The 23312-nt window shown below is 71.7% G+C and carries 19 protein-coding genes; 6 read left to right on the plus strand and 13 right to left on the minus strand.

The window, feature by feature from the left end; genetic code table 11:
* Window positions 1–231: hypothetical protein (locus AB0903_RS13640; protein WP_366702236.1), on the plus strand; the 231-nt coding region annotated here is incomplete at its 5' end.
* 246 nt (window positions 232–477) lie between these two features.
* Here the strand turns inward: AB0903_RS13640 and AB0903_RS13645 are convergent.
* Window positions 478–1485, minus strand: coding sequence for a stage II sporulation protein M (locus tag AB0903_RS13645; RefSeq protein WP_366702446.1), 1008 nt, complete (start codon window positions 1483–1485; stop codon window positions 478–480).
* A gap of 145 nt (window positions 1486–1630) precedes the next feature.
* On the opposite strand from AB0903_RS13645, the gene AB0903_RS13650 reads away from it, so the two are divergent.
* Window positions 1631–2566, plus strand: a complete 936-nt coding sequence (locus tag AB0903_RS13650; protein WP_366702238.1) for an RDD family protein — start codon at window positions 1631–1633, stop codon at window positions 2564–2566.
* A 78-nt stretch (window positions 2567–2644) separates the two neighbouring features.
* Here AB0903_RS13650 and AB0903_RS13655 read toward each other — a convergent pair whose 3' ends face one another.
* From AB0903_RS13655 to AB0903_RS13690, 8 genes are all read right to left on the minus strand, one after another.
* The gene (locus AB0903_RS13655) at window positions 2645–3259 is read right to left on the minus strand and encodes a hypothetical protein (RefSeq protein ID WP_366702240.1); all 615 of its coding nucleotides are present in this window, start codon (window positions 3257–3259) and stop codon (window positions 2645–2647) included.
* 193 nt (window positions 3260–3452) lie between these two features.
* Entirely contained in the window at window positions 3453–4910 is a 1458-nt protein-coding gene (gene ahcY, locus AB0903_RS13660; protein ID WP_366702242.1) for an adenosylhomocysteinase, read from the minus strand.
* Window positions 4911–5430: 520 nt separating this feature from the next.
* The gene (locus tag AB0903_RS13665; RefSeq protein ID WP_366702244.1) at window positions 5431–6405 is read right to left on the minus strand and encodes a cation diffusion facilitator family transporter; all 975 of its coding nucleotides are present in this window, start codon (window positions 6403–6405) and stop codon (window positions 5431–5433) included.
* A gap of 93 nt (window positions 6406–6498) precedes the next feature.
* Window positions 6499–7677 carry a mannose-6-phosphate isomerase, class I gene (gene manA, locus AB0903_RS13670; RefSeq protein WP_366702246.1) on the minus strand — a complete coding sequence of 393 codons (1179 nt, stop codon included), beginning with the start codon at window positions 7675–7677 and terminating at the stop codon, window positions 6499–6501.
* A 92-nt stretch (window positions 7678–7769) separates the two neighbouring features.
* Window positions 7770–8912 carry an SIS domain-containing protein gene (locus tag AB0903_RS13675; RefSeq protein ID WP_366702248.1) on the minus strand — a complete coding sequence of 381 codons (1143 nt, stop codon included), beginning with the start codon at window positions 8910–8912 and terminating at the stop codon, window positions 7770–7772.
* A gap of 146 nt (window positions 8913–9058) precedes the next feature.
* The gene (locus AB0903_RS13680; RefSeq protein WP_366702250.1) at window positions 9059–9241 is read right to left on the minus strand and encodes a Trm112 family protein; all 183 of its coding nucleotides are present in this window, start codon (window positions 9239–9241) and stop codon (window positions 9059–9061) included.
* Window positions 9242–9988: 747 nt separating this feature from the next.
* Window positions 9989–11350 carry a phosphomannomutase/phosphoglucomutase gene (locus AB0903_RS13685; RefSeq protein WP_366702252.1) on the minus strand — a complete coding sequence of 454 codons (1362 nt, stop codon included), beginning with the start codon at window positions 11348–11350 and terminating at the stop codon, window positions 9989–9991.
* 195 nt (window positions 11351–11545) lie between these two features.
* Window positions 11546–11974: a DUF3499 domain-containing protein gene (locus AB0903_RS13690; protein ID WP_366702254.1), complete on the minus strand. Its 429-nt coding sequence runs from the start codon at window positions 11972–11974 to the stop codon at window positions 11546–11548.
* A 274-nt stretch (window positions 11975–12248) separates the two neighbouring features.
* Between AB0903_RS13690 and AB0903_RS13695 the strand changes: the two genes are divergently transcribed.
* The gene (locus AB0903_RS13695; protein ID WP_366702255.1) at window positions 12249–12677 is read left to right on the plus strand and encodes a metallopeptidase family protein; all 429 of its coding nucleotides are present in this window, start codon (window positions 12249–12251) and stop codon (window positions 12675–12677) included.
* Between the two features lie 258 nt (window positions 12678–12935).
* On the opposite strand, the gene AB0903_RS13700 is transcribed toward AB0903_RS13695, so the two are convergent.
* From AB0903_RS13700 to AB0903_RS13710, 3 genes are all read right to left on the minus strand, one after another.
* Complete coding sequence (locus tag AB0903_RS13700; RefSeq protein ID WP_366702257.1) at window positions 12936–14495, minus strand: DUF5719 family protein; 1560 nt, start codon at window positions 14493–14495, stop codon at window positions 12936–12938.
* Complete coding sequence (locus tag AB0903_RS13705; protein ID WP_366702259.1) at window positions 14492–18307, minus strand: glycosyltransferase family 2 protein; 3816 nt, start codon at window positions 18305–18307, stop codon at window positions 14492–14494. Before AB0903_RS13705 ends, AB0903_RS13700 begins: the two co-directional genes overlap by 4 nt.
* 259 nt (window positions 18308–18566) lie before the next feature.
* Window positions 18567–18830 carry a WhiB family transcriptional regulator gene (locus AB0903_RS13710; protein WP_053557226.1) on the minus strand — a complete coding sequence of 88 codons (264 nt, stop codon included), beginning with the start codon at window positions 18828–18830 and terminating at the stop codon, window positions 18567–18569.
* A 639-nt stretch (window positions 18831–19469) separates the two neighbouring features.
* On the opposite strand from AB0903_RS13710, the gene AB0903_RS13715 reads away from it, so the two are divergent.
* The 3 genes from AB0903_RS13715 to AB0903_RS13725 are packed head-to-tail and all read left to right on the plus strand — an operon-like array spanning window position 19470 to window position 22246.
* The gene (locus tag AB0903_RS13715) at window positions 19470–19964 is read left to right on the plus strand and encodes a cysteine dioxygenase family protein (protein ID WP_366702261.1); all 495 of its coding nucleotides are present in this window, start codon (window positions 19470–19472) and stop codon (window positions 19962–19964) included.
* Window positions 19965–19994: 30 nt separating this feature from the next.
* A complete protein-coding gene (gene cofD / locus AB0903_RS13720) occupies window positions 19995–20951 on the plus strand; it encodes a 2-phospho-L-lactate transferase (protein ID WP_366702265.1) in 957 nt (318 codons plus the stop codon).
* Complete coding sequence (locus AB0903_RS13725) at window positions 20948–22246, plus strand: coenzyme F420-0:L-glutamate ligase (protein ID WP_366702267.1); 1299 nt, start codon at window positions 20948–20950, stop codon at window positions 22244–22246. Before cofD ends, AB0903_RS13725 begins: the two co-directional genes overlap by 4 nt.
* Window positions 22247–22279: 33 nt before the next feature.
* On the opposite strand, the gene AB0903_RS13730 is transcribed toward AB0903_RS13725, so the two are convergent.
* A complete protein-coding gene (locus AB0903_RS13730) occupies window positions 22280–23293 on the minus strand; it encodes a DNA-3-methyladenine glycosylase 2 family protein (RefSeq protein ID WP_366702268.1) in 1014 nt (337 codons plus the stop codon).
* Window positions 23294–23312: the final 19 nt, after the last annotated feature.

Below are 23312 nucleotides of genomic sequence, written 5' to 3' on the forward strand. Positions count from 1 at the left end.
CCGAAGATGGACGGGGTATCAACATATCTGGCGTTGATTTTTGGCACACTGTTGAGTTCTCAAGGAACGGACGCTTCCTTTGTACTCACCCTCAGACTTTCCTGCGGGCTTTCCTCCGGGCGCTTCCCTTCGGTCTTGCGTTTCCAACCTTACCAGATCCGTTTTCCATTCCGTTTCCGGTATGGAATCCATTCCTGGTGGCCGTTGGGGGCCTTTTTGCCTTTCGGCTGATCCGACTTTATCAGAAGCATTTCTGCCGACCTAATCGGCTTCGTGATCCTGAATGAATCGGGGATCGGCTCCGCGGAAATAACTCCCTGCGAAAGCCAGACAGACTTTAAATGTTCACCGTCGAACTTGTCCAGTCCGACGCAACCGTTAAAATCTACCTCCCCACGTCTCCCGTGTCAACGGGTGTGGTGAGGCGAAGAGGAGACTAGCAGCTCACCGGACCGCTACGCACATCGCGTAGGCGCGTCACGCCGCTGTGGGCAGCTCGGCACTGCGGTCGGGCTCGTCCACGTCCCCCAAGTCTCCGGCGCGGGCGGCCCGGCCCCCCAGGATGTAGACGTACGCGAGGAACGCCAGTTCGGCGACGACACCGACGGTGATCCGTGCCCAGGTCGGCAGGCCGGACGGCGTTACGAAGCCTTCGATCAGGCCCGATACGAACAGCACCAGCGCCAGCCCGATCGCCATGCCGAGCGCGGCCCGTCCCTGCTGGGCGAGCGCCGTGCGACGCGTCAGCGGACCCGGGTCGATGACCGTCCAGCCGAGCCGCAGTCCCGTGCCGGCAGCGACGAAGACGGCCGTGAGCTCAAGCAGGCCGTGCGGCAGCACCAAGCCCAGGAAGACGTCGAGGCGGCCGGCGGAGGACATGAGGCCGATGCCGACACCCAGATTCAGCATGTTCAGGAAGAGGATCCAGATGACCGGGAAGCACAGGAACGCCCCCAGGGTCAGGCACATGGCGGCTGCCTGGGCGTTGTTCGTCCAGACCTGCGCCGCGAACGAGGCCGCGGGGTGGCTGGAGTAGTAGGTCTCGTACTCACCGCCGGGCCGGGTCATGCGGCGGAGTTCCTCCGGTGCCCCGATGGCGGACTGCACCTCTGGATGGGTGCCTATCCACCAGCCGATGACAGCGGCGAGGAGTGTGGAGAGAACTGCGGTCGGTATCCACCAGTGGCGGGAGCGGTAGACCGCTGCCGGAAATCCGGCGGTGAGGAATGTGGCGGCGTCCCTCCAGCTCGACCGCCGGGTGCCGGTGACGACGGCGCGTGCGCGTGCCACCAGCTGGGTCAGCCTTGCCGTGAGTACCGGTTCCGGAGCACTGGACTGGACGAGGGAGAGATGAGTGGCCGTGCGCTGGTAGAGGGCGACCAGCTCGTCGGCCTCCGCACCCGTCAGATGGCGACCACGACGAAGGAGATGGTCCAGGCGGTCCCACTCGGCGCGGTGGGCTGTGACGAAGACATCGAGGTCCATGGTCGGCTGCTGCTCCAGGCACTGGGTGTGTTGCGTACTGTCCGTACTACTTTCACTGCTGCTCTGCTGCGACACGCTGTCGGTCAGCTTGGCAGACTGAGAGATCAGGGAGCAGGGAAGGCCGGGCATCACGAAGGGGGCAGCAGTGAGCGGGATAGTGACGGGGGATGCGGTCGTACTGGGGCTGCAGCCGGCGAAACTGCCGAGCCGGGCTCTCGCTCTCGTGATCGATCTCGTCGTCGTGTGGACGGTCTATCTGCTGGTGTCGATCGGACTGGCCGTGGCCACTGCGTCCCTGGACGAGGCTGCCGTCACGGCGATGTCCATCGCCTCGTTCCTACTGGTCCTCGTCGGCGGGCCGATAGCCGTGGAGACCCTCAGCCATGGGCGTTCGCTCGGGAAGCTCGCCTGCGGGCTGCGGGTGGTCAGGGACGACGGAGGGCCGATCCGATTCCGGCACGCTCTCGTCCGCGGCGCGATGGGGGTGGTCGAGGTCCTCCTCACGTTCGGGGTCATCGCCTGTATCGCCTCGCTGGTGTCGGAACGGGGACGGCGCATCGGGGACGTCTTCGCCGGAACCCTCGTCGTACGCGAGCGGGTGCCCGCGGCTCGCGGCCCGATGGGCCCGCCTCCGCCGCCACCGTGGCTGGTCGGCAGGTTCGCCGGACTCGACCTGTCGGGCGTGCCGGACACTCTGTGGCTGGCGATACGCCAGTACCTGACGCGCATGAGGCAACTGGATCCGGCGGTGAGCTGGTCCATGGCGCAGCGACTGGCCGTTGATCTGGCGGACCGTACGGGGACACCCGCGCCGGTGGGCGTCCCGCCTGCGGCGTATCTGGCGGCAGTCGTGAACGAACGGCAGGCCCGTGACGCCCGGCGTGCCTTCGCCGCGTCCTCGTCCGCGGACGCCGCTGCCGACCTCGATCCGGGGCCGGCCACGCAGACGGCAGTGCCGTTCGACCGCCCGGGAACGGGGCCTGGGCCCGCACGACGGCCGGCTGTCCAGCCGCCCCAGGCGGAACCGCCTGCCGACGTTCGGCCGCCCGCGCCGTCGGGTGGATTCGCCCCTCCCGCCTGAGACGCCCACACCGCGGTCCGCTCCCGCTCCGGCGTCGGCGCCGACATCGGCGGCGGCAGGCGGTCCGGGGGCCAGGGCTCAGCGGAAGGTCGAGGGCGGGCTCTCCAGGTCCTCGAGTTCGATGCCGGGAGCCGCGAGGACCACGTCCCCGGCGATGTGAACAGCATGCTGCTCGCCCGTGTCCAAGGCGCTGACCTGGTATTCGTCCACTGTCAGGGGTCCGTTGTCAGTGGTGTGCGCTTCACTTTTCACCAGTGCCCAGGACCGGTCGACGGTCAGGGGTGCCAATACGGGGTCGGTGAAGGCGACGAGGCGGACGCGAGTGGCCGGAGCGCCGGGTGCGAGGCGCAGCAGACGGGCGGTTGCGACGAGAAAGGCCGGTGAGGTTCCGGTGAAAGCGTGAGCGGGGGCGTTGCCTTCCGTGGCGTCGGTGCCGGTGGGGTCGGTGCGGACCCACGTGACGCCGTCGATGGCCGCGCCCCGGATCTGCCGGCTCGCCGCGTGGAGTTCGAGCCGGATGGGGCGGCCCAGTTCGTCGAGGGCCAGGTCGAGGGAGCCGGCCTCGTCGCCGGAGGGGGTGATGGTTCGGGAGACGTAACGCCAGCCGGAAGGGCCGGGGGCGCACTGGAAGTGTTCTTCGCCGAGGGGGGTGTGATCGTGCGGATCGTGGAGCGAATAGCGGCCGCGGGGCATGGGGGCGTAGGTGTCCTTGTGCGGTGAGGCGTCAGCCGAAGCCGTTCGAGGAGGGTACGGGGCAGGCCCCCGACACGGGGGTGCGGGGGCCTGCCTGGTACTGCTCGGGTGCACCGCTCGTACGGTGCGTCTGCGCGGAGCCTGCTCGGGCCCGGGGCTGCCCGGTGCCCACTCGGGCGCTGCGCGGTGGCGATCAGTAGCGGTAGTGGTCGGGCTTGTACGGGCCGTCGACCTCGACGCCGATGTACGCGGCCTGCTCCGGGCGCAGGGTGGTGAGCTTGACGCCCAGCGCGTCCAGGTGGAGACGGGCGACCTTCTCGTCGAGGTGCTTGGGGAGCACGTAGACGTCGGTCGGGTAGTCCTGGGGCTTGGTGAAGAGCTCGATCTGGGCCAGGGTCTGGTCCGCGAAGGAGTTGGACATCACGAACGACGGGTGGCCGGTCGCGTTGCCCAGGTTCAGCAGGCGGCCCTCGGACAGGACGATCAGGACCTTGCCGTCGGGGAAGGTCCACGTGTGGACCTGCGGCTTGACCTCATCCTTGACGACGCCGTCGATCGCGGCGAGACCGGCCATGTCGATCTCGTTGTCGAAGTGGCCGATGTTCCCGACGATGGCCTGGTGCTTCATCCTGGCCATGTCCGAGGCCATGATGATGTCCTTGTTGCCGGTCGTGGTGACGAAGATGTCGGCCGTCTCGACGACCTCGTCCAGCGTGGTGACCTGGTAGCCGTCCATCGCCGCCTGCAGCGCGCAGATCGGGTCGATCTCGGTGATGATCACCCGGGCGCCCTGGCCGCGCAGCGACTCGGCGCAGCCCTTGCCCACGTCGCCGTAACCGCAGACGACCGCGGTCTTGCCGCCGATCAGTACGTCGGTGGCACGGTTGATGCCGTCGATCAGGGAGTGCCGGCAGCCGTACTTGTTGTCGAACTTCGACTTGGTCACCGCGTCGTTCACGTTGATCGCGGGGAACAGCAGCGTGCCGTCACGGTGCATCTCGTACAGACGGTGGACACCGGTGGTGGTCTCCTCCGTCACACCGCGGATCTCGGACGCCAGCTGCGTCCACTTCTGCGGGTTCTCGGTCAGGGTGCGGTTCAGCAGCCGCAGGATGTAGCCGTACTCCTCGCTGTCCGCGGTCGAGGGGTCGGGGGCCGCGCCCGCCTTCTCGAACTCGACGCCCTTGTGGACGAGGAGAGTGGCGTCACCGCCGTCGTCCAGGATCATGTTCGGGCCGCCGGTGGCGGTGTTCGGCCAGGTCAGGGCCTGCTCCGTGCACCACCAGTACTCCTCCAGGGTCTCGCCCTTCCAGGCGAAGACCGGGACACCCTGCGGGTTTTCGGGGGTGCCGTTCGGGCCGACGGCGATGGCCGCGGCCGCGTGGTCCTGCGTGGAGAAGATGTTGCAGGAGGCCCAGCGGACATCGGCGCCCAGCGCGACGAGCGTCTCGATGAGGACGGCGGTCTGCACCGTCATGTGCAGGGAGCCGGTGATGCGGGCGCCGGCGAGCGGCTGCGCCTCGGCGTACTCCCGGCGGATCGACATCAGGCCGGGCATCTCGTGCTCGGCGAGAGTGATCTCCTTGCGGCCGAAGGGGGCGAGCGAAAGGTCGGCGACCTTGAAGTCCTGGCCATTGGCGACGGTCGGCATACGAGCTGCTCCTCGTGGTTCGGTCGAGGTGGTTACGGCTGACTCTGCGGCGGCCTGGACGTCGCACCTTCCGCTTCCGCGTCGTACCGCACGGCGGCACGGCACGGAACACGGCATACGAATGCCCGGGAAGTCCGCAGGACAGTCCGTCGGAGGCCCTCTCTCCCTCGGTCGGTCCGCGCGGGACCGCCCGACCGCCATCAGCAGCGACGTCTGACTGGTTACGAATCTACACCGATCGGCCCAGCCGTCCCCAGCCCGCCCGGGCCCGTATTCCAGCCAGTCTGCCGTGTCCGCATTGCGGCAGGCCGGTGGCGGGGGCCGACGGTGCGCATCCTCCCCCGGCCGCGCGCCCCACTGCCCCGGGCACGGGACCGCACGCCCCCGCCACGGACCACGGCACTCGATCGCCGGGTCGGCCTCGGGTCGGAACGGGAAAGCCCCCGACCGGGCATGCAAGCATGGTCGGGGGCCTTCACCCGCTCACGAGGCGCGGGGCCCCAGTCGCGGTTCCGGCTGCTCAGTGGCCCGATCCGGACCCGCCCTGGGGACTTGCCGTGTCGGTGGACCCGGCCGCTGCCGCGGACTCGTTGAAGATGTCCGGCTCGAGGTAGATCACGCGCGCGATCGGCACGGCCGCGCGGATGCGCTCCTCCGCGGCATTGATCGCTTCCGCCACTTCGTCGGCCGTCTCGTGCTGCTCGACCGCGATCTTCGCCGCGACCAGCAGTTCCTCCGGCCCGAGGTGCAGCGTGCGCATGTGGATGATGCGGGTGACCGTCACGCCGTCGACCGTTGCGGCCTGGATCTTCTCGATGTCGTCCGTGCCCGCGGCCTCGCCCAGCAGCAGCGACTTGGTCTCCGCGGCGAGCACGATCGCGATCAGGATCAGCAGCACGCCGATACAGAGCGTACCGATGCCGTCCCAGACGCCGTCGCCGGTGACCAGCGCCAGGCTGACGCCGCAGAGGGCGAGGATCAGACCGACCAGCGCGCCGAGGTCCTCGAGGAGGACGACCGGCAGCTCGGGGGCCTTGGCACGGCGAACGAACTGGGTCCAGGTCAGCTTGCCGCGTACCGCGTTGGACTCCTTGATGGCGGTACGGAACGAGAGGGTCTCAGCGATGATCGCGAAGACGAGGACGCCGACGGGCCAGTACCACGCCTCGATCCCGTGCGGGTGCTTGATCTTCTCGTAGCCCTCGTAGATGGCGAACATGCCACCGACGGAGAAGAGCACGATGGAGACGAGGAAGGCGTAGATGTAGCGTTCACGCCCATACCCGAAGGGGTGTTGCGGCGTCGCCTCACGCCGGGCCTTTTTGCCGCCGAGGAGGAGCAGGCCCTGGTTGCCCGAGTCCGCCAGCGAGTGGACGCTCTCCGCGAGCATCGAAGACGACCCACTGAACAGGAACGCCGCGAACTTGGCCACCGCGATGACGAGGTTGGCGGCGAGTGCCGCCACGATCGCCTTGGTACCGCCTGACGCGCTCATGCTTGCCGGATGTCCCTTCGTCCGTACGCCGACCGGTCCCGTGCCCGGTCTCAGCGGTGCGCCATTGTTGCAGCACCGTCGTGCGGCGCCGAGTCAGGCCACCACCGTCGCGCGGAAAACGGTGCCGGCCCCGCCGGCGGCGCCCGAGATCTCCGCCTTCTCCCCGGCGGGCACGAACGCCGACTCGCCCGGCGCCAGGGCCAGTTCGCCGGCGGTGACGCGGCCTGCCGTGCACAGCAGGATCTGCGGCGTGGAGGCGGTCACGTCGCAGGGCTCGGCGTCGGGTGCGAGGACGTAGCGCGACAGCCGGAACTCGTCGATCGGGGTGTCGTAGACCTCCTCGCCGGAGGGTGACACCTCGGGGCGCAGGATGCCGGGTTCGGTCGCCTCGAACCGGACGATGCGCAGGAGTTCGGGCACGTCCACGTGCTTGGGCGTCAGGCCGCAGCGCAGCACGTTGTCGGAGTTGGCCATGATTTCGACGCCGAGGCCGTTGAGGTAGGCGTGCGGAACGCCGGCGCCGAGGAACAGGGCCTCGCCGGGCTGCAGTCGCACGTGGTTGAGCAGCATGGCCGCGATGACACCCGGGTCACCGGGGTAGTGGTGCGCGACCGACGCGTACGGCGTGTAGTCGCCGCCGAGCCGTTCGGCGGCCGCCGCGGCCTCCGCGACGGTGGCAGCCATGTCCTGCGGGTCCGCGGTCAGTACGGCGGTGAGCACTTCGCGAAGGGCGGCCTCCTCCGGCTGGGCGCGCAGCAGGTCGACGTACGGCTTGAGGGAGTCGACTTCGAGACCGGCGAGCAGTTCCGCCGCCGCGGCGGCGGGACGGAAGCCGCACAGGCCGTCGAAGGGCGTGAGCGCGCAGATCAGTTCCGGCTTGTGGTTGGCGTCCTTGTAGTTGCGGTGCGGCGCGTCGAGGGGAACGCCGGCGTTCTCCTCCGCTCCGTAGCCGTCCCTCGCCTGAGTGAGGTCGGGGTGCACCTGGAGGGAGAGCGGAGCGCCTGCCGCGAGGATCTTGAGGAGGAAGGGCAGCCGCGGGCCGAACTTGGCGACGGCCGCCTCGCCCAGCTCGCGGTCGGGTGCGGCGGCGATGACCTCGGACAGGGGCCGGTCCGCCTCGGCGCCACGGGTGATCCGGGACGGCGCCCCGGGGTGGGCGCCCATCCACATCTCGGCCTGCGGCTCGCCGGTGGGGGCGACGCCGAGCAGCTCCGGAAGGGCGGTCGTGGACCCCCAGGCGTAGGGGCGCACGGTGTTGGCGAGGCGGTCCATGATCTTCCTTGGTCCTTCGTCGGTGCGGTCGTGGCGCCGGGGCGTCACATGCGGTGCGACGGCGGGTGCGTCCGGACGGGATGATCGCCCGACTAGACGGGATGATCGCCCGACGCCGCGATCGCCAGGTAAATGGCGGCGAAATCGGTGACGGCCAGCAGCTCGGCCATCGACTCGAGCTCCGAGCCGTCCTCCGGTTCGAGCTCGCTGATGGGTGTGTCGTGGCTGAGCGCCAGCTCGCGAGCGGCGGGCGCCGCCGTGAGACCGCCGGCCGGGCGGTCACGCAGCAGGACGACGCGGGCCCGCAGCGCCTGGGGCTCATCGACCCGGTCGCGGAAGAAGTCGTCCGGATCGGCACCGGCCGCGAAGTCGCCCGCGAGGAGCACCCCGTGGGCGGGCAGCGCCTCCGGCAGTTCGGCGGCGAGCGCGGGCCGGCCGGCGATTTCCGCCAGGACCGCGGCGAAGCGGCGGCCCGCCGGAGCGGCGCCCCCGCCCTCGGTCCAGATCAGAGGCAGGCTGTCGGCGAGGTCCGCGGCCAGCGCCTTGGCCGGGTTGCTGTACGTGGCGACGGCGGGGCCGCAGCGTTCGGCCGTGATGTCGAGGCGGTCGGCGATCTTGGCCAGCATCTCCGGCGGGGCCTCGAGCAGCCCGACCCGGTCGAGGAGCGCGAGCAGGGGGGTGAACAGCGCCCAGAGGGCGCCGGGGGTGGCCGCCAGGACCTCCTCGTACGCCTCCTCGTACGGCGCGGTGGCCATCGGGACGACGAGGCCGTGGACGCCGTCGACCGCCTCGGAGAGCGGTGAGCGCTGCGGAGCGACGGCGACGACGGTGCAGCCGCGCCGGTACGCCTGCTCGGCGAGCATCGCGAGGCCGGGTTCGCTGCCGTCGGTGGTCGCGAGCAGCAGGAGGTCGACCGACCCCGCCCAGCCCGGCATGGCCCAGCGCAGGGCTCCGGCCGCGTGGGCGACGCCGGTGGGGCGGAGTGGGATGACGGGCGCGGAGGCGCCGGCGAGGGCGCCGACCAGGTCCGCGACTCCGAGGGCGGCTGTGCCGGGGCCCGCGACGAGGACGGCCCGAGGCCGCCCCTCCGGGGCGAGTTCGGCGATACCGGCTTCGTCGGCGTGCCGGGCCGCGGCGCGTACGCGGGCCCCGGCCTCGGCCGCGCCGCGCAACAAGCCCCGGCGGTCGGCGCGGGCCAGGGCGTCCGGAGCGTCGAGGAGCGACTCGTCGAGCATGAGGGATGGGCCTCCGATCGCCGTACGCGGGCGAGGGGTCTTGTGCGGTTGTCAGGAACTCGGTCAGGGACACGGTTCGTGCCGACATGAGCGGCCGGGAGGCCCGCCGACGGACGCTCGGCCCGTCATACGGTCCTCCCGGCCGCTCATGTCGCGCGGCGTGCCTCGTCGACGAGCAGGACGGGGATGCCGTCCCTGACCGGGTAGGCGAGGCCGCAGTCCTTGCCGGTGCAGATCAGCTCGGGCGTGTCGGCTGCCGTGCGGTCGTCGAGCGGGGCGTGGCAGGCCGGGCAGGCGAGGATCTCCAGGAGGCCGGCTTCGAGCGGCATAACAGCGGTGTCCCTTCGGGCACGCCGCAGACCGACGGAGCGATGGCGATCGCGTCGGACATACGGTCACGGTCTTGCGGATCAGGCGTCGCCAGCCTACCGCCGGGGAGCCGGGTGCGGCTCGTTCTGGGCGGCGTGGACGGGCGACGCCGAACAGGACACCGCGGGACACCTACCCGGCACGGCGGCGCGGACCACTCCGGGGCGGCGCGGACCACGACACGGACCTGGACGGCCGGACACGGCGACGCGCGCACCGCGGGACGGCCCGGCCCGGCAGCGTACGGCCCGAACACGGCGCGAACGGCGACGCACCCCAGGGACGCACGGCACGGCCGAGATCACGCGCGGAACGCACGGCACGACGGCGCACGACCCGAAGACGGCGCGGAACCCACAGCACGACGGGGCATCCGGCAGGCGGCGTACAGGCCGTGCGCCGGGCAGTGCGGCGACGCACGGCCCGGGAACACCCGGGGCGGCGCACCCACCGGAGATGCCCGGCGCCGGGGCACGCCGGAGCAGCCGGACCTCCCGCCCGGTACGGACGGGAGCACGACGGCTCGGCCACGTACGCACGTGCACGCGGGGCGACCGGGGCGCGCGTCGCCACAGGCCGCGTACGGGCCGCGCGCGGCCCGGGGCGGGATCACGCCGGCACAGCCGCGGACGGCCCCGTGCACGGCCCTGGGCGGCCGGGTCCCCGCCGGTGCGGGGACCCGCGGGTGACCCGGCCGTACCGGCGGCTCAGGCCCGTACGAGCGCCAGTACCTCGTCGCGGATCTTGGCCATGGTGGCCTCGTCGCGTGCCTCGACGTTCAGGCGCAGCAGCGGCTCCGTGTTCGAGGCACGCAGGTTGAACCACCAGTCGGCGGCCGTCACCGTCAGCCCGTCCAACTCGTCGGCCTCCACGCCCTCGCGGGTGGCGAACGCGGCCTTCACCGCCGCCGCGCGGCCGGCCTGGTCCGCGACCTTGGAGTTGATCTCGCCGGAGGCCGCGTACCGGTCGTACTGCGCGACCAGGTCGGACAGGGTGCCGTCCTGGGTGCCGAGCGCCGCCAGGACGTGGAGGGCCGCGAGCATGCCCGTGTCGGCGTTCCAGAAGTCGCGGAAGTAGTAGTGCGCCGAGTGCTCACCGCCGAAGATCGCACCGGTTCGGGCCATCTCCTCCTTGATGAAGGAGTGCCCGACGCGCGTGCGCACCGGGGTGCCGCCGTTCTCGCGCACGACCTCGGGAACCGACCACGAGGTGATCAGGTTGTGGATGACCGTGCCGCCGGGGTGCTTGGCGAGTTCACGGGAGGCGACGAGGGCGGTGATCGCCGAGGGCGAGATGCCGTCGCCCCGCTCGTCCACGACGAAGCAGCGGTCCGCGTCGCCGTCGAAGGCCAGGCCCAGGTCGGCGCCCTCTGCGCGCACACGGGCCTGCAGGTCCACGATGTTGGCGGGATCGAGCGGGTTCGCCTCGTGGTTGGGGAAGGTGCCGTCCAGCTCGAAGTACATCGGAACGAGGGTGAGCGGCAGGGACCCGAAGACGGTGGGGACCGTGTGGCCGCCCATGCCGTTGCCCGCGTCGACGACGACCTTCAGGGGCCGCATGCCGGAGAGGTCGACGAGGGAGAGCAGGTGGGCCGCGTAGTCGGTGAGCGTGTCGCGCTCGGTCACGCTGCCCGGCGTCGCCGCCGGGGCCGGCGCGCCCTGCTCGGACCAGGTCTCGACGAGTTCACGGATCTCCGCGAGCCCGGTGTCCTGGCCGACGGGGGCCGCGCCTGCCCGGCACATCTTGATGCCGTTGTACTGCGCCGGGTTGTGGGAGGCCGTGAACATGGCACCCGGCAGCCCGAGGCGTCCGGAGGCGAAGTAGAGCTGGTCCGTCGAGCACAGCCCGATGAGGGTGACGTCGGCGCCACGGGCGGCGGCGCCACGGGCGAACGCACCCGACAGTCCGGGCGAGGACGGCCGCATGTCGTGGCCGACCACGATCGCGTCCGCGTCGGTCACCTGGACGAAGGCGGCCCCGAACAGTTCCGCGAGCGATTCGTCCCACTGATCCGGCACCACCCCGCGGACGTCGTACGCCTTCACGATCTGCGACAGATCAGCAGCCACTTCCCAACCCCTTCTGAAGTCCATACGGTCACCACAAACTACCCGTACGGCTGGGGGCGCCGACCTTCCCCTGTCGGAAAGCCGTCGCGAAGGAGAGCGGCCGGGTGGGCCGTGCGCCCGGCCGGGAGCATGGCGCCTGAACGAGCCCTGACCGGGGCAGCCGCGGGGCCGCAGCGGGGCCCGAGCGCGAACCGGTCAGGAGTCGGGGGAACGCAGCACCCGCAGATGGCCGCGGCGAGCGACCTCCATCGGGTCGGCGGAACGCCGGCCGCTCGGGCCGCCCGCTTCCGCCGTACGCCCCTGGGGCCGTGCCGCCTCGCGGACGGCGTTCGCCAGCGCTTCGAGATCGTCACCGCTGGGCCGCGCGGGGGCGGAGCCGTCGGTGAGCCGTACGACCTCCCAGCCGCGCGGGGCCGTCAACCGCTCGCTGTGCTCGGCACACAGGTCATAGCAATGGGGCTCGGCGTAGGTGGCGAGCGGACCGAGGACCGCAGTCGAGTCGGCATAGACGTACGTCAGTGTCGCGACGGCAGGGCGGCCGCACGCGGTGCGCGAACAGCGACGTACAGGGCTCACGACGTTGGACGGTACCGCACTCTTGAGCGGGCTGCGACGACTCTCCACCAGGTCACTCCCCCGTGTCGTCGTGTGACATCGGACATATCGGCAGTTCGAGCAACTGGCCTGACCTGCGGGGAAAGAGAACCACACGGGCGACGGCCGCACGCCCTGCGGTCACGAGTCGGAGTGAATCAGGTCAATCGCCTCGAGTACGACGGTCGCGAGTGCCGCCGAATCGAGCCCAAACATTGGCCGGAATGTTCAATTAGCGACATACCTACGCCCGGCGACAGCGTGTCGATCGCCGCCGGCCCCGGAGAGCTACCCTGCGTCAGTGATGGACAGTCCTGTACCCCCCCGACCGGCAGAGCCGAGGCCCCGCCGCCGCGACCGGCACGGAAGAGGTATGCGCGGCCCGGTCGCCCCGCCCCAGGTACCGCTCGCCGCCAGCCGCGCCGAGACCTTCCGTGACCTGGTCCAGGACTCGGTGGAGCGGCTGGAGCGGCACTGGCCGCAGTTGGCCGATGTCGACTTCCTGGTCCTGGAGGTCCCTGGAACACCCGACGAGTCGGTGCCCCTGGGCAGTGCCGTCCCCGCCGCAGAGGACCGGCCCGCACGGATCATGATCTATCGCCGGCCCGTCGAGATCCGGACAAAGAACCGCGACGAACGAGCACTCCTCGTGCACGAAGTGGTCGTCGAGCAGGTGGCGGAGCTGCTCGGACTGGCTCCGGAATCGGTCGATCCGCGTTACGGGCAGGACTGACGCACACGAGGTGCGGGCCAACGGCCGCCCACCCGGCCGCGTCCCCGGCGGCCGCCCACCCGACCGAGCCGCCTACGGCCCGGTCGCGCTCCCTCCGGCATCTCCCGACCGCCTCTCGGCGCGCACACCGACCGCCTCTCGGCCGCCGTGCCGGCCACGCCCACCGATCGCCTCTCAGCGCCGTCCGCCGCGCCCACCGACCACCGGCTCACGGAGAGCCGCGCCGGCGCGGCTCTCCGTGAGCCGGTGGTCGGTCCCTCAGTCGTCCAGCACAGAGAGGTCCTGCTCCGCCTCCGGCACCGTGACCGTCCCCCGGTCGTCCGGCAACGTCTGCACCGTGAACATCGGGATGCCGTCCTCCGGGATCTCCAGCATCCGCGACGCGTGCACCGGCCCGCCCGAAACCGTCTCCACCGTGAGCGCGTAGGAGCCCTTGAGTCCGGCCGGTACGGGTGCGGGCACCGCCGTCGTCGTGCCCGCCTTCACGGAGAACTCCTTGACGACCTGGGTGCCGGCCTCCGTGCCCGCCGACGCGGTCACCTTCACCTTCGCGGCCTGGCCCGGTGCCGTCAGCGACAGCTGGGAGCCCTTGGCCCGGTTGTCGGCGACCGTGGCGCGCTCGCCCACCGGCGCGGCGGCCGGGATGAAAGCGATCTCCTTGTCGTCGCCCTTTCCACGGGTCACGCGCAGGGCGGCCACGACCGGACTGGCCGTGCCGCCCGCCGCGGGGCTGAGGATCAGCGATCCCGGCTCGCCGCGGGTGACGTCCTTCAGGTCGACGCTCGCCGTCATCCCGGATTTGACGTGCAGCGTCTCGTGACCGGCCGGGGTGATCGTGCCCGTGGCGCCCGCCAGTTGGACCTTCAGCTCCGCGTCGTCGTCCCCGGGGGCGAAGGCCACGAGCTGGACGGAGGTCGCGTCCGCCGGGATGCCGGGGAGGACGACCGTGCCGGACGGGTCGGCGGCGGCGCTGAGCCAGTCGCTGCCGACGTTCTCCTCGACGGACCGTACGACGGCCCCGACCCGGCCTGTGCGGGTGGTGACGTGCACGGTGACGTCCTCTGCCGGACCGTCCGTCAGTGTCGACAGCAGAACCGGAACGCCGGCTCCGCCGGGGACCGGGATGCCCTCGGTCACGGTGCTCTTGAGGACACCTTCCTTGCCGTAGATCTCGACGTCGACGACGGCCGTGGCCTCGTCCGGATTGGTCAGGTGCACGTAGTCCTGGCGCTGGTCGGCGAGCGAGGCGCCGGGGAACCAGAAGTCGGTGTCCGGCGCGGTGCAGCCGACACCGAGCAGACCGCGGCCGCTGCCCGCGGCGACCACGGTGGTCTGCTGCGCCGTCCAGCCGGGTGCCAGGCTGCCGGTGGCCGTGCCGACGAGCGCCTGGGCCTGCCCCCCGCCCTCCTCGGCCGAGACGGGCTTGCCGGGCTCCTTGAGCGCCAGGAAAGGCTTGTCGGAGGCGGGCTTCTTCGCCTCGTCGCCCTTCTTGTCCTTGTCGCTCTTGTCCGCGCCGGCATCAGGGTCGGACAAGGCGACCACAGACGGCCGCAGTTCCGCCGTGTCCCCCTCGGCACCTTCGTCTCCGGGCTGCTGCGCGCCGTCCTTCGCGGCAGGCGTGAAGGACGTGTACCGCGTCTCCGCCAGGTCCGAGCTGCTCGGGGCCGGGCACAGCAGGCTGGAGCGCTCGACGGGCAGACGTGCCGGGACCGCGGCCACCGGCTCGGCCTCGCCGTCGGGTGCCGTGAGCGAGGCGAAGCCGGTGACGGCGGCCAGGGCCGTGGCGACCGCGATCAGGGAGATGGTCGTGCGCTTCACTCTGACTCGCCTCGCGTCGTGCCGGGGGCTTGCGCCGGGGGTTCTGGGTACGGGTCGCCGTTCGAGGCGCCGTTCCGGCCGCCGTAGTAGGGGTCGTACTGCCCGTCCTGCCGGTACGAGCCGTCCGGCCGGTACTGACCTTCCGACGCGTACTGGCCCCGGCCGCCGTCCGGCTGGTACGGAGGGTCTTGCTGGTACGGAGGGTCCGGCTGGTACTGCCCGTCGCCGTAGGACCCGGCCTGGTACGGGTCGGCCGGGTACGGCTGCCGATACGGGGTGTCGCCGTACGCCTGGTCCCCGCCGTACTGCTGCTGCCCCTCGCCGTAGCCCTGCCCCTCGCCGTAGCCGCGGCCGTCGGCGTACGGGGCGTCCTGGTAGCCGCCTTGACCGTACGAAGTGCCGTAGCCGCTCGCGTCGGGGTACGTCTGCGTCTCCCACTCGCCGTGCTGCTGCGGCACGGCCGCGTACGGCGCGGGCTGCTCCGCGCCCTGCGCATCCGGTTGCGGCTCCACGGTTTCGCCGCCCGCGGCCTCCGCCTCCGCGGCCTCGTACTCCGCCTGGGCCCGCAGCCTGCGCGCCCTGCGGCCCTCGCCCGGCACCGGCTGGTCCGGTATCGCGACCGGCTCGTTGGGCAGGTCGTCGTCGATCTCCCGACGACGCCCGGGGAGTGCGAGTACCACCAGCACCAGCGTGAGGAAGCCCTGGATCCAGATCCAAGCCGTGTGCGTGGCCGGGGCCTCGAACGTCAGCTCGAGGCGGCCGCCTTCGGCGGGCAGCTCGAAGCCCTGGGCCCAGCCGTCGACCGTGGTCTTCTCGAGCGGGCGTCCGTCGAGCGTGGCCTGCCAGCCCTCGTCGGCGCGGTCCGCGATGCGCAGGATGCGGCCGGACCCGCCGACGGGGATCTCGGCGCGCGCTCCCACGGCGTCGGAGGCCACCGGCAGCGGTTCGTCCTCACCGCTGACGATCGTGGCACGGGCGACCTGGCGGTCCACCCGCCACAGCGCGCTGCCGTCGAGCTGGCTGAGCCGGCTCAGACCGGGTGTGGCGTCGAGGACGTGGCTGGTTTCGCGGGGCGCGCCGTCGCGCACCAGCACGTACCGGATGGCGTATCCGCTGAGCTGGCTGGTCTGGTCGGCGCCGGAGCCGGCGACAAGGTTGGCGACGATCTTGTCGAGACGGGCGTCGCTGCCGCCCGCCTCGGTGAGTTCGGCGTCACCGAGGCGGCTGCCGGAGCCGCGTACGAGCGTGTACGAGACCTTGGCCGCCGAGGCGCCGCCGAGTACCAGGGTGCGCGGCTGGTCCTGGGTGTCGCTCTCCTCGGCGACGAACGCCGGCACCTGGACCGGGTCGCGCCGCTCGAGCGGGCCGCCCGCGCCGCTGATCATCCAGTTGGCCGCGGCGATGACGGGGGCCAGGCCGGCGGCCAGCGCGACAAGGGCGGCGACCGGCTGCCGCCAGCCGAAGCTCTGGGCGGCGACACGGGTGCGGCCGCCCTCGGCGCCGAGCACGGCGGCCGCGAGCAGTGCGATGCCGTAGATCAGCGTCGCGGGGCCCGCCCAGCCGGTACCGCCGTCACCGGAGCCGTTGACAAGGGCCGCGAAGACCAGGGCGGCCAGCGCGACCGCCCAGGCGCCGCGGATCGCGAACTGCCGCTCCTCGCGCAGCAGGGCGCCCAGCGCGGCGAGCACGATGCCGATCATCAGGATGCCGCCGACGGTTCCCGGCCCGCCGGGGCTGATGCCGAGCAGGTCGGTGGCGCTCGCCGCGCCGCCGTCGTAGGCGAGTCCGGCCTCGCGGAAGAAGGCCGCGGGGTCGGTCAGCAGGGAGAGCGACCAGGGGGCGAGGACGAGCACGGGCGTGCCGACGGCCGCGATGAAACGCAGTCCGTACGCCGTGATGTCGCCGCGCCGCAGCACCAGGACGGCGATGCCGAGGATCACGGCGATCGGCCACACGACCGGGGTGAAGGCCATCGCGAAGGTGAGCAGCAGGGCGTACGCCCAGGTGGCCCGCCAGCTGCCGCGGCCGCCGCCGGTGGCGCGCAGCCCGTGGGCGGCGACGGCCGCGCGGGCGATGAGCGGCAGCACGACGGCGAGGACGGCGGTGCCCAGCCGCCCGGTGGCCAGCGCGCCGGTGGCGGCGGGCAGGAAGGCGTAGGCGACGCTCGCCCATGCCCGCAGCAGCCGGGACTCGACGAGGGGGCGGGAGGCGAAGTAGGCGGTGAGACCGGCGAGCGGGACCGAGCACACGAGAAGCACGGTCAGCGCGAGGCCGGTGGAGCCGAGGAACAGCGCGGAGAGCACCGCGAGCACGGCGAGGTAGGGCGGCGCGGTCTGGGTGCCGCCGGTGCCGACGGGATGCCAGCCGTCCGCGTAACGGCCCCACAGGTCGAAGACGTCCGGGGGGGCGGGCAGCAGGGCGCCGCCGGCCAGCGCGCCGCCGGCGAAGAGTCCGCGGCAGGCCACGAGGGAGACGACGAGCAGCACGGCGAAGAGGAGCGGGCCCGGCTTGCGGGCGATCTTCTTGAGCCTGGCGAACTGCTCGATCTCCAGGAAGTCGGCGTCGTCGCCGCCGGGACCCGTCTCCACGGCGCCGTGGCGGGAGCCGCCCGAGTCCGCCTCCGAGCCGCCGAAGTTGGAGACGACCTGCTCGATCGCGGCGCGGACCGTCGCGCCGGGCGGCGGGAACAGGGGCCGCAGTTCGGCGGCCGTGACGGCCCGCCGGGAGCGTCTGCGCCGCCCGGCCAGGATGCGCTCGGGACGCAGCAGTACCGCGAAGAGACCCATGACCTCGTCGACGGCCTGTCCGGGCACCTTGCCGACCAGATAGGCGAGGGTGCGCAGCAGGGTTCCGAAGACGATGCGCAGCAGTACGTACGGCAGCGCGATGCCACGGGTGTTGGTCAGCAGCGTGTAGACCGCCCCCGCCTTGTCGACGCGGTGGGCTCCGGCGACGGACCGGCCGGCGCAGTCGACGGTGCGGCGCTCGCGGGCGGCCGCCTCCGCGTGCCGCAGCACGGCGTCGGGGGCGATCAGGACGCGGTGGCCGGCCGCGTGGGCGCGCCAGCACAGGTCGACGTCGTCACGCATGAGGGGCAGCCGCCGGTCGAAGCCGCCGAGTTCCTCGAAGACGTCCCGGCGGATGAGCATGCCGGCGGACGACACGGACAGGACGGAGCGGACCTGGTCGTGCTGGCCCTGGTCCTGCTCGCGGCGGTCGAGCCCGGTCCAGCGGCGTCCGCTGTTGGCGATGGAGACGCCGGTCTCGAGGAGCTGTCTGCGGTCGTACCAGCCGCGCAGTTTGGGGCCGACGACCGCGGCGTACTCGTCGGAGTCGGCGACGCGCAGCAGTTCGGCGAGGGCGTCGGGCTCGGGCGCGCAGTCGTCGTGGAGGAGCCACAGCCACTGCACGGGCTCGCCGTGCGGGAGCTCGGGCATGTCGTACGTCTCGTCGCGCCAGGTCCTGGTGACCGGGTCCCAACCGCTGGGCCGCTTCAGATACGGCAGGTCCTCGGCGGTGAGCACGCCGGCGGTGCGGGCGGCCTCCTCGACGGCGGTGCCGAAGCCGGTACGGCGGGCGAGATGCAGTACCCGGTCGGCACCGAGGGCGTCGGTGAGCAGTTGCGCGGACTCGTCGGCGCTGCCGGTGTCGGCCGCGACGACGTTCTGCACGGGGCGTTCCTGGCCGATCAACCCGGCAAGGGCGTCGGGGAGCCAGCGTGCGCCGTCGTGGGAGACGAGCACGGCGGTGACGACGTGCCGGGGGAACTCGGGTACGACTGCCGGGACAAACGCGGCTGTGGTGGCGGACATTGAGGTACGGGCCCTCCGGCCGGGGTCACCCCGTAGGGGCTCTGGTGCGTCACGGACGGGGCCCCACACTAACGGCTGGCATGTCGACGGTCCGCAGCCTGTGGACAACCCACAGACGGCGGACCGTTCGCCATGCACCATTATTTCACGTGTTTGTGCGGTTTGACCGGACAGGCGGGCCGCCGACCGGACGGTTGTCCAGGCGCTTCTCAAAGCGGTTCTCGACGTGGTTGTTCAGGCGGCTGTTCAGGCGGCTGTTTCAGACAGCGGCCTTCTTGAGCCGCCGGCGTTCCCGCTCGGAAAGCCCGCCCCAGATTCCGAATCTCTCGTCGTTGTTCAGGGCGTATTCGAGACACTCGGAGCGGACCTCGCAGGCGAGGCAGACCTTCTTCGCCTCGCGGGTGGAGCCACCCTTCTCGGGGAAGAAGGACTCCGGATCGGTCTGGGCGCACAACGCGCGCTCCTGCCAGCCGAGTTCCTCGTCCGCGTCCTCGACCAGCAGTTGTTCGAACAGCTCGGTCATGTGCGCCCCTCGTCTGTCTTTGCGTCCCCGTGATGTTGCCGCGATCGATTTCGGCCGAACGACACGAGTGAAATTACAAGTGTGTAGCTCCGAGCCAGTCAAGCTGAGATCTGCTATTGGGCCCGGTATTCACTCTGCGGAACCAAGGTTATGCGGAAAGTGTTCAAATCACCAAAAACGTGACACATGCCAGCGGCCTGCTCCGCGCCCCACCGCCCTCAAGGAGGGAGACGCCACAGGCATCGATCTTGTTTCGGTCGAACCCCCGAAGCGATCCGGATCACAGTCCGATCACTTCGAGCCGCGGTGACGTTTACCGGCGGAGTTGCTGCCGCATGTCTCCGCCTCCCCTGGTGCACAAACCTTTCTCCGTGTCCGGTGACCGGAAAAGGTGAAACATTGCCGCCAAATCGGTCATTGGGTTGACAGTGGAGGAGGGGACAAGTCACCTTTGATCCCATGACAGCGACCTCAGCGCCCCACGCGACCCGCCACCGCGGGTTCCGCAGCGCTGTCCAGGCGCGCTGTTGCTGTTGCTGTTCCAGCTGTTGATGCCTTCGAGCTCCGGCTTCTCGCACCCTGCGTCACCTTTCCGCTCTGCGACATCCCATGCACTCCTGCTGAGGAACCCCCGCACCCATGAACAGCGACAGCGACCTCCAGATCGCCGGCGACATCCTCGCCGTACCGCACCTGCTCCAGCCCGCCCGTGAGCATCCGGCCACCGTGGCCGAGTTCGCCGGTCTCGCCCGCTCCATCGCCGCCGACCGTGCGCAGTGGGAGCACCTCGTCGAGTACGACGCCACCTCCCGCTGGTATCACCGGCTGCACACCGGCCCCGGCTACGAGGTATGGCTGCTCAGCTGGGTCCCCGGCCAGGGCAGCGGGCTCCACGACCACGGCCCGTCCTCCGGAGTGCTCACCGTCCTCCAGGGCGAACTGACCGAGCGCACCGAGCGCGGCGAGCGGTCGCTGGCCCCGGGCTCCCAGAGGGTCTTCGCACCGGGCTACGCGCACGAGGTCGTCAACGACTCCCTCGAACCGGCCGTGAGCCTGCACGTCTACTACCCGGGTCTGACCGAGATGCCGATGCACACGGCCGCCAGCTGCACGACCGAGGCCGTTCCCGTCTGACGCCTCAGGCGGACCTGCGAGGATGGCGGCATGCGCATTGTGGTTCTGGCCGGCGGTATCGGCGGCGCCCGTTTCCTCCGCGGTCTCAAGCAGGCCGCGCCCGAAGCGGACGTCACGGTGATCGGCAACACCGGTGACGACATCCATCTCTTCGGCCTGAAGGTCTGCCCCGACCTCGACACCGTGATGTACACCCTCGGCGGTGGCATCAACGAGGAACGGGGCTGGGGCCGGCAGGACGAGACCTTCCAGGTCAAGAGCGAACTCGCGGCCTACGGCGTGGGCCCCGAATGGTTCGGCCTCGGCGACCGGGACTTCGCCACCCACATCGTCCGTACCCAGATGCTGAGCGCCGGCTATCCGCTGAGCGCCGTCACCGAGGCGCTCTGCGACCGGTGGCAGCCGGGCGTACGACTCCTTCCGATGTCCGACGACCGGGTGGAGACCCATGTCGCCGTGACGATCGACGGCGAGCGCAAGGTCATCCACTTCCAGGAGTACTGGGTGCGGCTGCGGGCGTCCGTGGCCGCGGAGGCGGTCGTACCGGTCGGTGCGGACCAGGCCAAGCCGGCGCCCGGCGTGCTGGAGGCCATCGCCTCCGCGGACGTGATCCTCTTCCCGCCGTCCAACCCGGTCGTCAGCGTCGGCACGATCCTCGCCGTGCCCGGTATCCGCGAGGCCATCGCGGAGGCGGGCGTACCCGTCGTCGGCCTCTCCCCCATCGTCGGCGGAGCACCCGTGCGCGGCATGGCCGACAAGGTGCTCGCCGCGGTGGGCGTCGAGGCGACCGCTGCGGCCGTCGCCCGGCACTACGGCTCCGGGCTGCTCGACGGGTGGCTCGTCGACACCGCCGACGAGGCCGCCGTCCCCGTCGTCGAGGAGGCGGGCATCGTCTGCCGGGCCGTGCCGCTGATGATGACCGACACGGACGCGACCGCGGAGATGGCACGCGCCGCGCTGGCCCTGGCCGAGGAGGTACGGGCGTGAGCACGGCCTCGTACCGGGTCTGGGCACTGCCCGGACTCGGTGAGATCCGGCCCGGCGACAACCTGGCCAAACTGATCGCCGCGACATCCCCCGGACTGGCCGACGGGGACGTGCTCCTCGTCACCTCCAAGATCGTCAGCAAGGCGGAGGGCCGGATCGTCGAGGCGGTGGACCGCGAGGCCGCGATCGACGCGGAAACGGTCCGGGTCGTGGCACGCCGCGGCGCCCTGCGCATCGTCGAGAACCGGCAGGGCCTGGTGATGGCGGCGGCCGGGGTCGACGCGTCCAACACCCCCGCAGGGACGGTGCTGTTGCTGCCGGAGGACCCCGACGCCTCCGCACTCGCCATCCGTGAAGGGCTGCGGGACGAGCTGGGCGTCGACATCGGCGTGATCGTCACCGACACCTTCGGCCGGCCCTGGCGGGCCGGGCTCACCGATGTCGCGATCGGCGCTGCGGGCGTACGCGTCCTGGACGACCTGCGCGGCGCCACCGACACCCACGGCAATCCGCTCGGCGCGACCGTGGTCGCCACCGCCGACGAACTCGCCGCCGCCGGTGACCTGGTGAAGGGCAAGACCAACGGGCTGCCGGTGGCCGTCGTGCGCGGATTGCCGCACGTCGTGGCTGACACGGACGACGGCGCGAGCACGCTGGTCAGGAGCGCGGCCGACGACATGTTCCGGCTGGGGACCTCTGAGGCCGTACGGGAGGCGGTGACGCTGCGCCGTACGGTGCGGGAGTTCACCGACGAGCCGGTGGACGGCGGCGCCGTCCGGCGCGCGGTCGCGGCCGCGGTGACGGCGCCCGCGCCGCACCACACGACGCCGTGGCGTTTCGTCCTGCTCGAATCGGCCCGGTCACGGCTGCGGCTCCTCGACGCGATGCGCGACGCGTGGATAGCGGACCTGCGGCGCGACGGCAAGTCCGAGGACTCCGTCGCGAAGCGCGTCCGCCGCGGGGACGTCCTGCGCAACGCGCCGTACCTGGCGGTGCCGTGCCTGGTGACGGACGGGGCGCACACGTACGGCGACGAGCGCCGGGACGTGGCCGAACGCGAGATGTTCGTCGTCGCGGCCGGTGCCGGCGTGCAGAACTTCCTGGTCGCGCTGGCGGGCGAGCGGCTGGGGTCGGCGTGGGTTTCTTCGACGATGTTCTGCCGGGGCGTGGTGCGGGAGGTGCTGTCGCTGCCGGAGTCGTGGGACCCGATGGGGGCGGTGGCGATCGGGCACCCGGCGGGGGTGCCGAAGGCGCGGGCGGCGCGGGAGGCGTCCGCGTTCATCGAGGTCCGGTAGGCAGGGGAGAGCCGGCGCCGCAGCGGCCCGGCGTCACCACTGGGCGATGTCGACCCGGCGCATCTTCGGCTCGCGGCGCGGTGGCGTGCGGCCCGCCAGCATGATCAGGCGGGCCGCGCGGTGGCGTTGGCCCTCGTAGGGGGACAGCAATTCCAGCATCGCCGCGTCGTCGGTGTCGCGTTCACCAGCGAGCGCGTAGCCGACGATCCTCGGCAGGTGCAGGTCGCCGACCGTGACCGCGTCGGCCGCGCCGTTGCTGCGCTGGATGACCTCCGCCGAGGTCCACGGGCCGATGCCGGGGATCAATTCGAGCCTGGCCATGGCCTGTTCGGGCGCCATCGCCGCCGCCTCCTCCAGTCGGCGCGCCACCTTCACCGCGCGCAGGATCGTCGACGCCCGCTTGTGGTCGACGCCGGCGCGGTGCCACTCCCAGGAGGGGACGAGCGCCCAGGCGCGCGGGTCCGGCATGACGTGCATGCCGGTGTCGGGGCCCGGCGCCGGTTCGCCGTACGTACGGACCAGCAGCCGCCAGGCCCGGTACGCCTCGTCCGTGGTGATCTTCTGCTCGAGGATCGAGGGGATCAGGGACTCCAGCACCAGCCCGGTCCGCAGCAACCGCAGTCCGGGCCGGCGGTGCTGCGCGGTGGCGACCAGCCGGTGCCGAGGGATGAACGCCTCAGGGGCGTCCGCTGCTCCGAGCAGGTCGGGCAGCCCGTCGAGCAGCCACTCCGCGCCCGGCCCCCATGCCTCGGCCTCGACGGATCCGGCCCGCGTCGCGACCCGGAGCGTGCCCGGACCGGCGGGTGTGCGGCTGGCCCGCCAGACCGAGCCGTCGGGCGTCGTACGGAAGGTCGGGTCGGCCGGGCCGCGGCGCAGCGGGCCGAGGACCAGGCCGAGGTCGAGCGGCCACGGCGGTGCCCACCGGCGGGTGCGTGGGGCTGCGGTGGAAGCGGCAGCAGCGGCCTGTCGCGGTATCGCGGGGGTCGGGTGCGCCGCGCCACCGTGCACGGTGGCGCGGCTCGTACCCGGTCGGAAGCGCCCTGCCATGCGGCCAGGCTACTGGTCG

The sequence above is a fragment of the Streptomyces sp. NPDC048389 genome (assembly GCF_040706335.1).
In the GTDB taxonomy this organism is placed as follows: domain Bacteria; phylum Actinomycetota; class Actinomycetes; order Streptomycetales; family Streptomycetaceae; genus Streptomyces.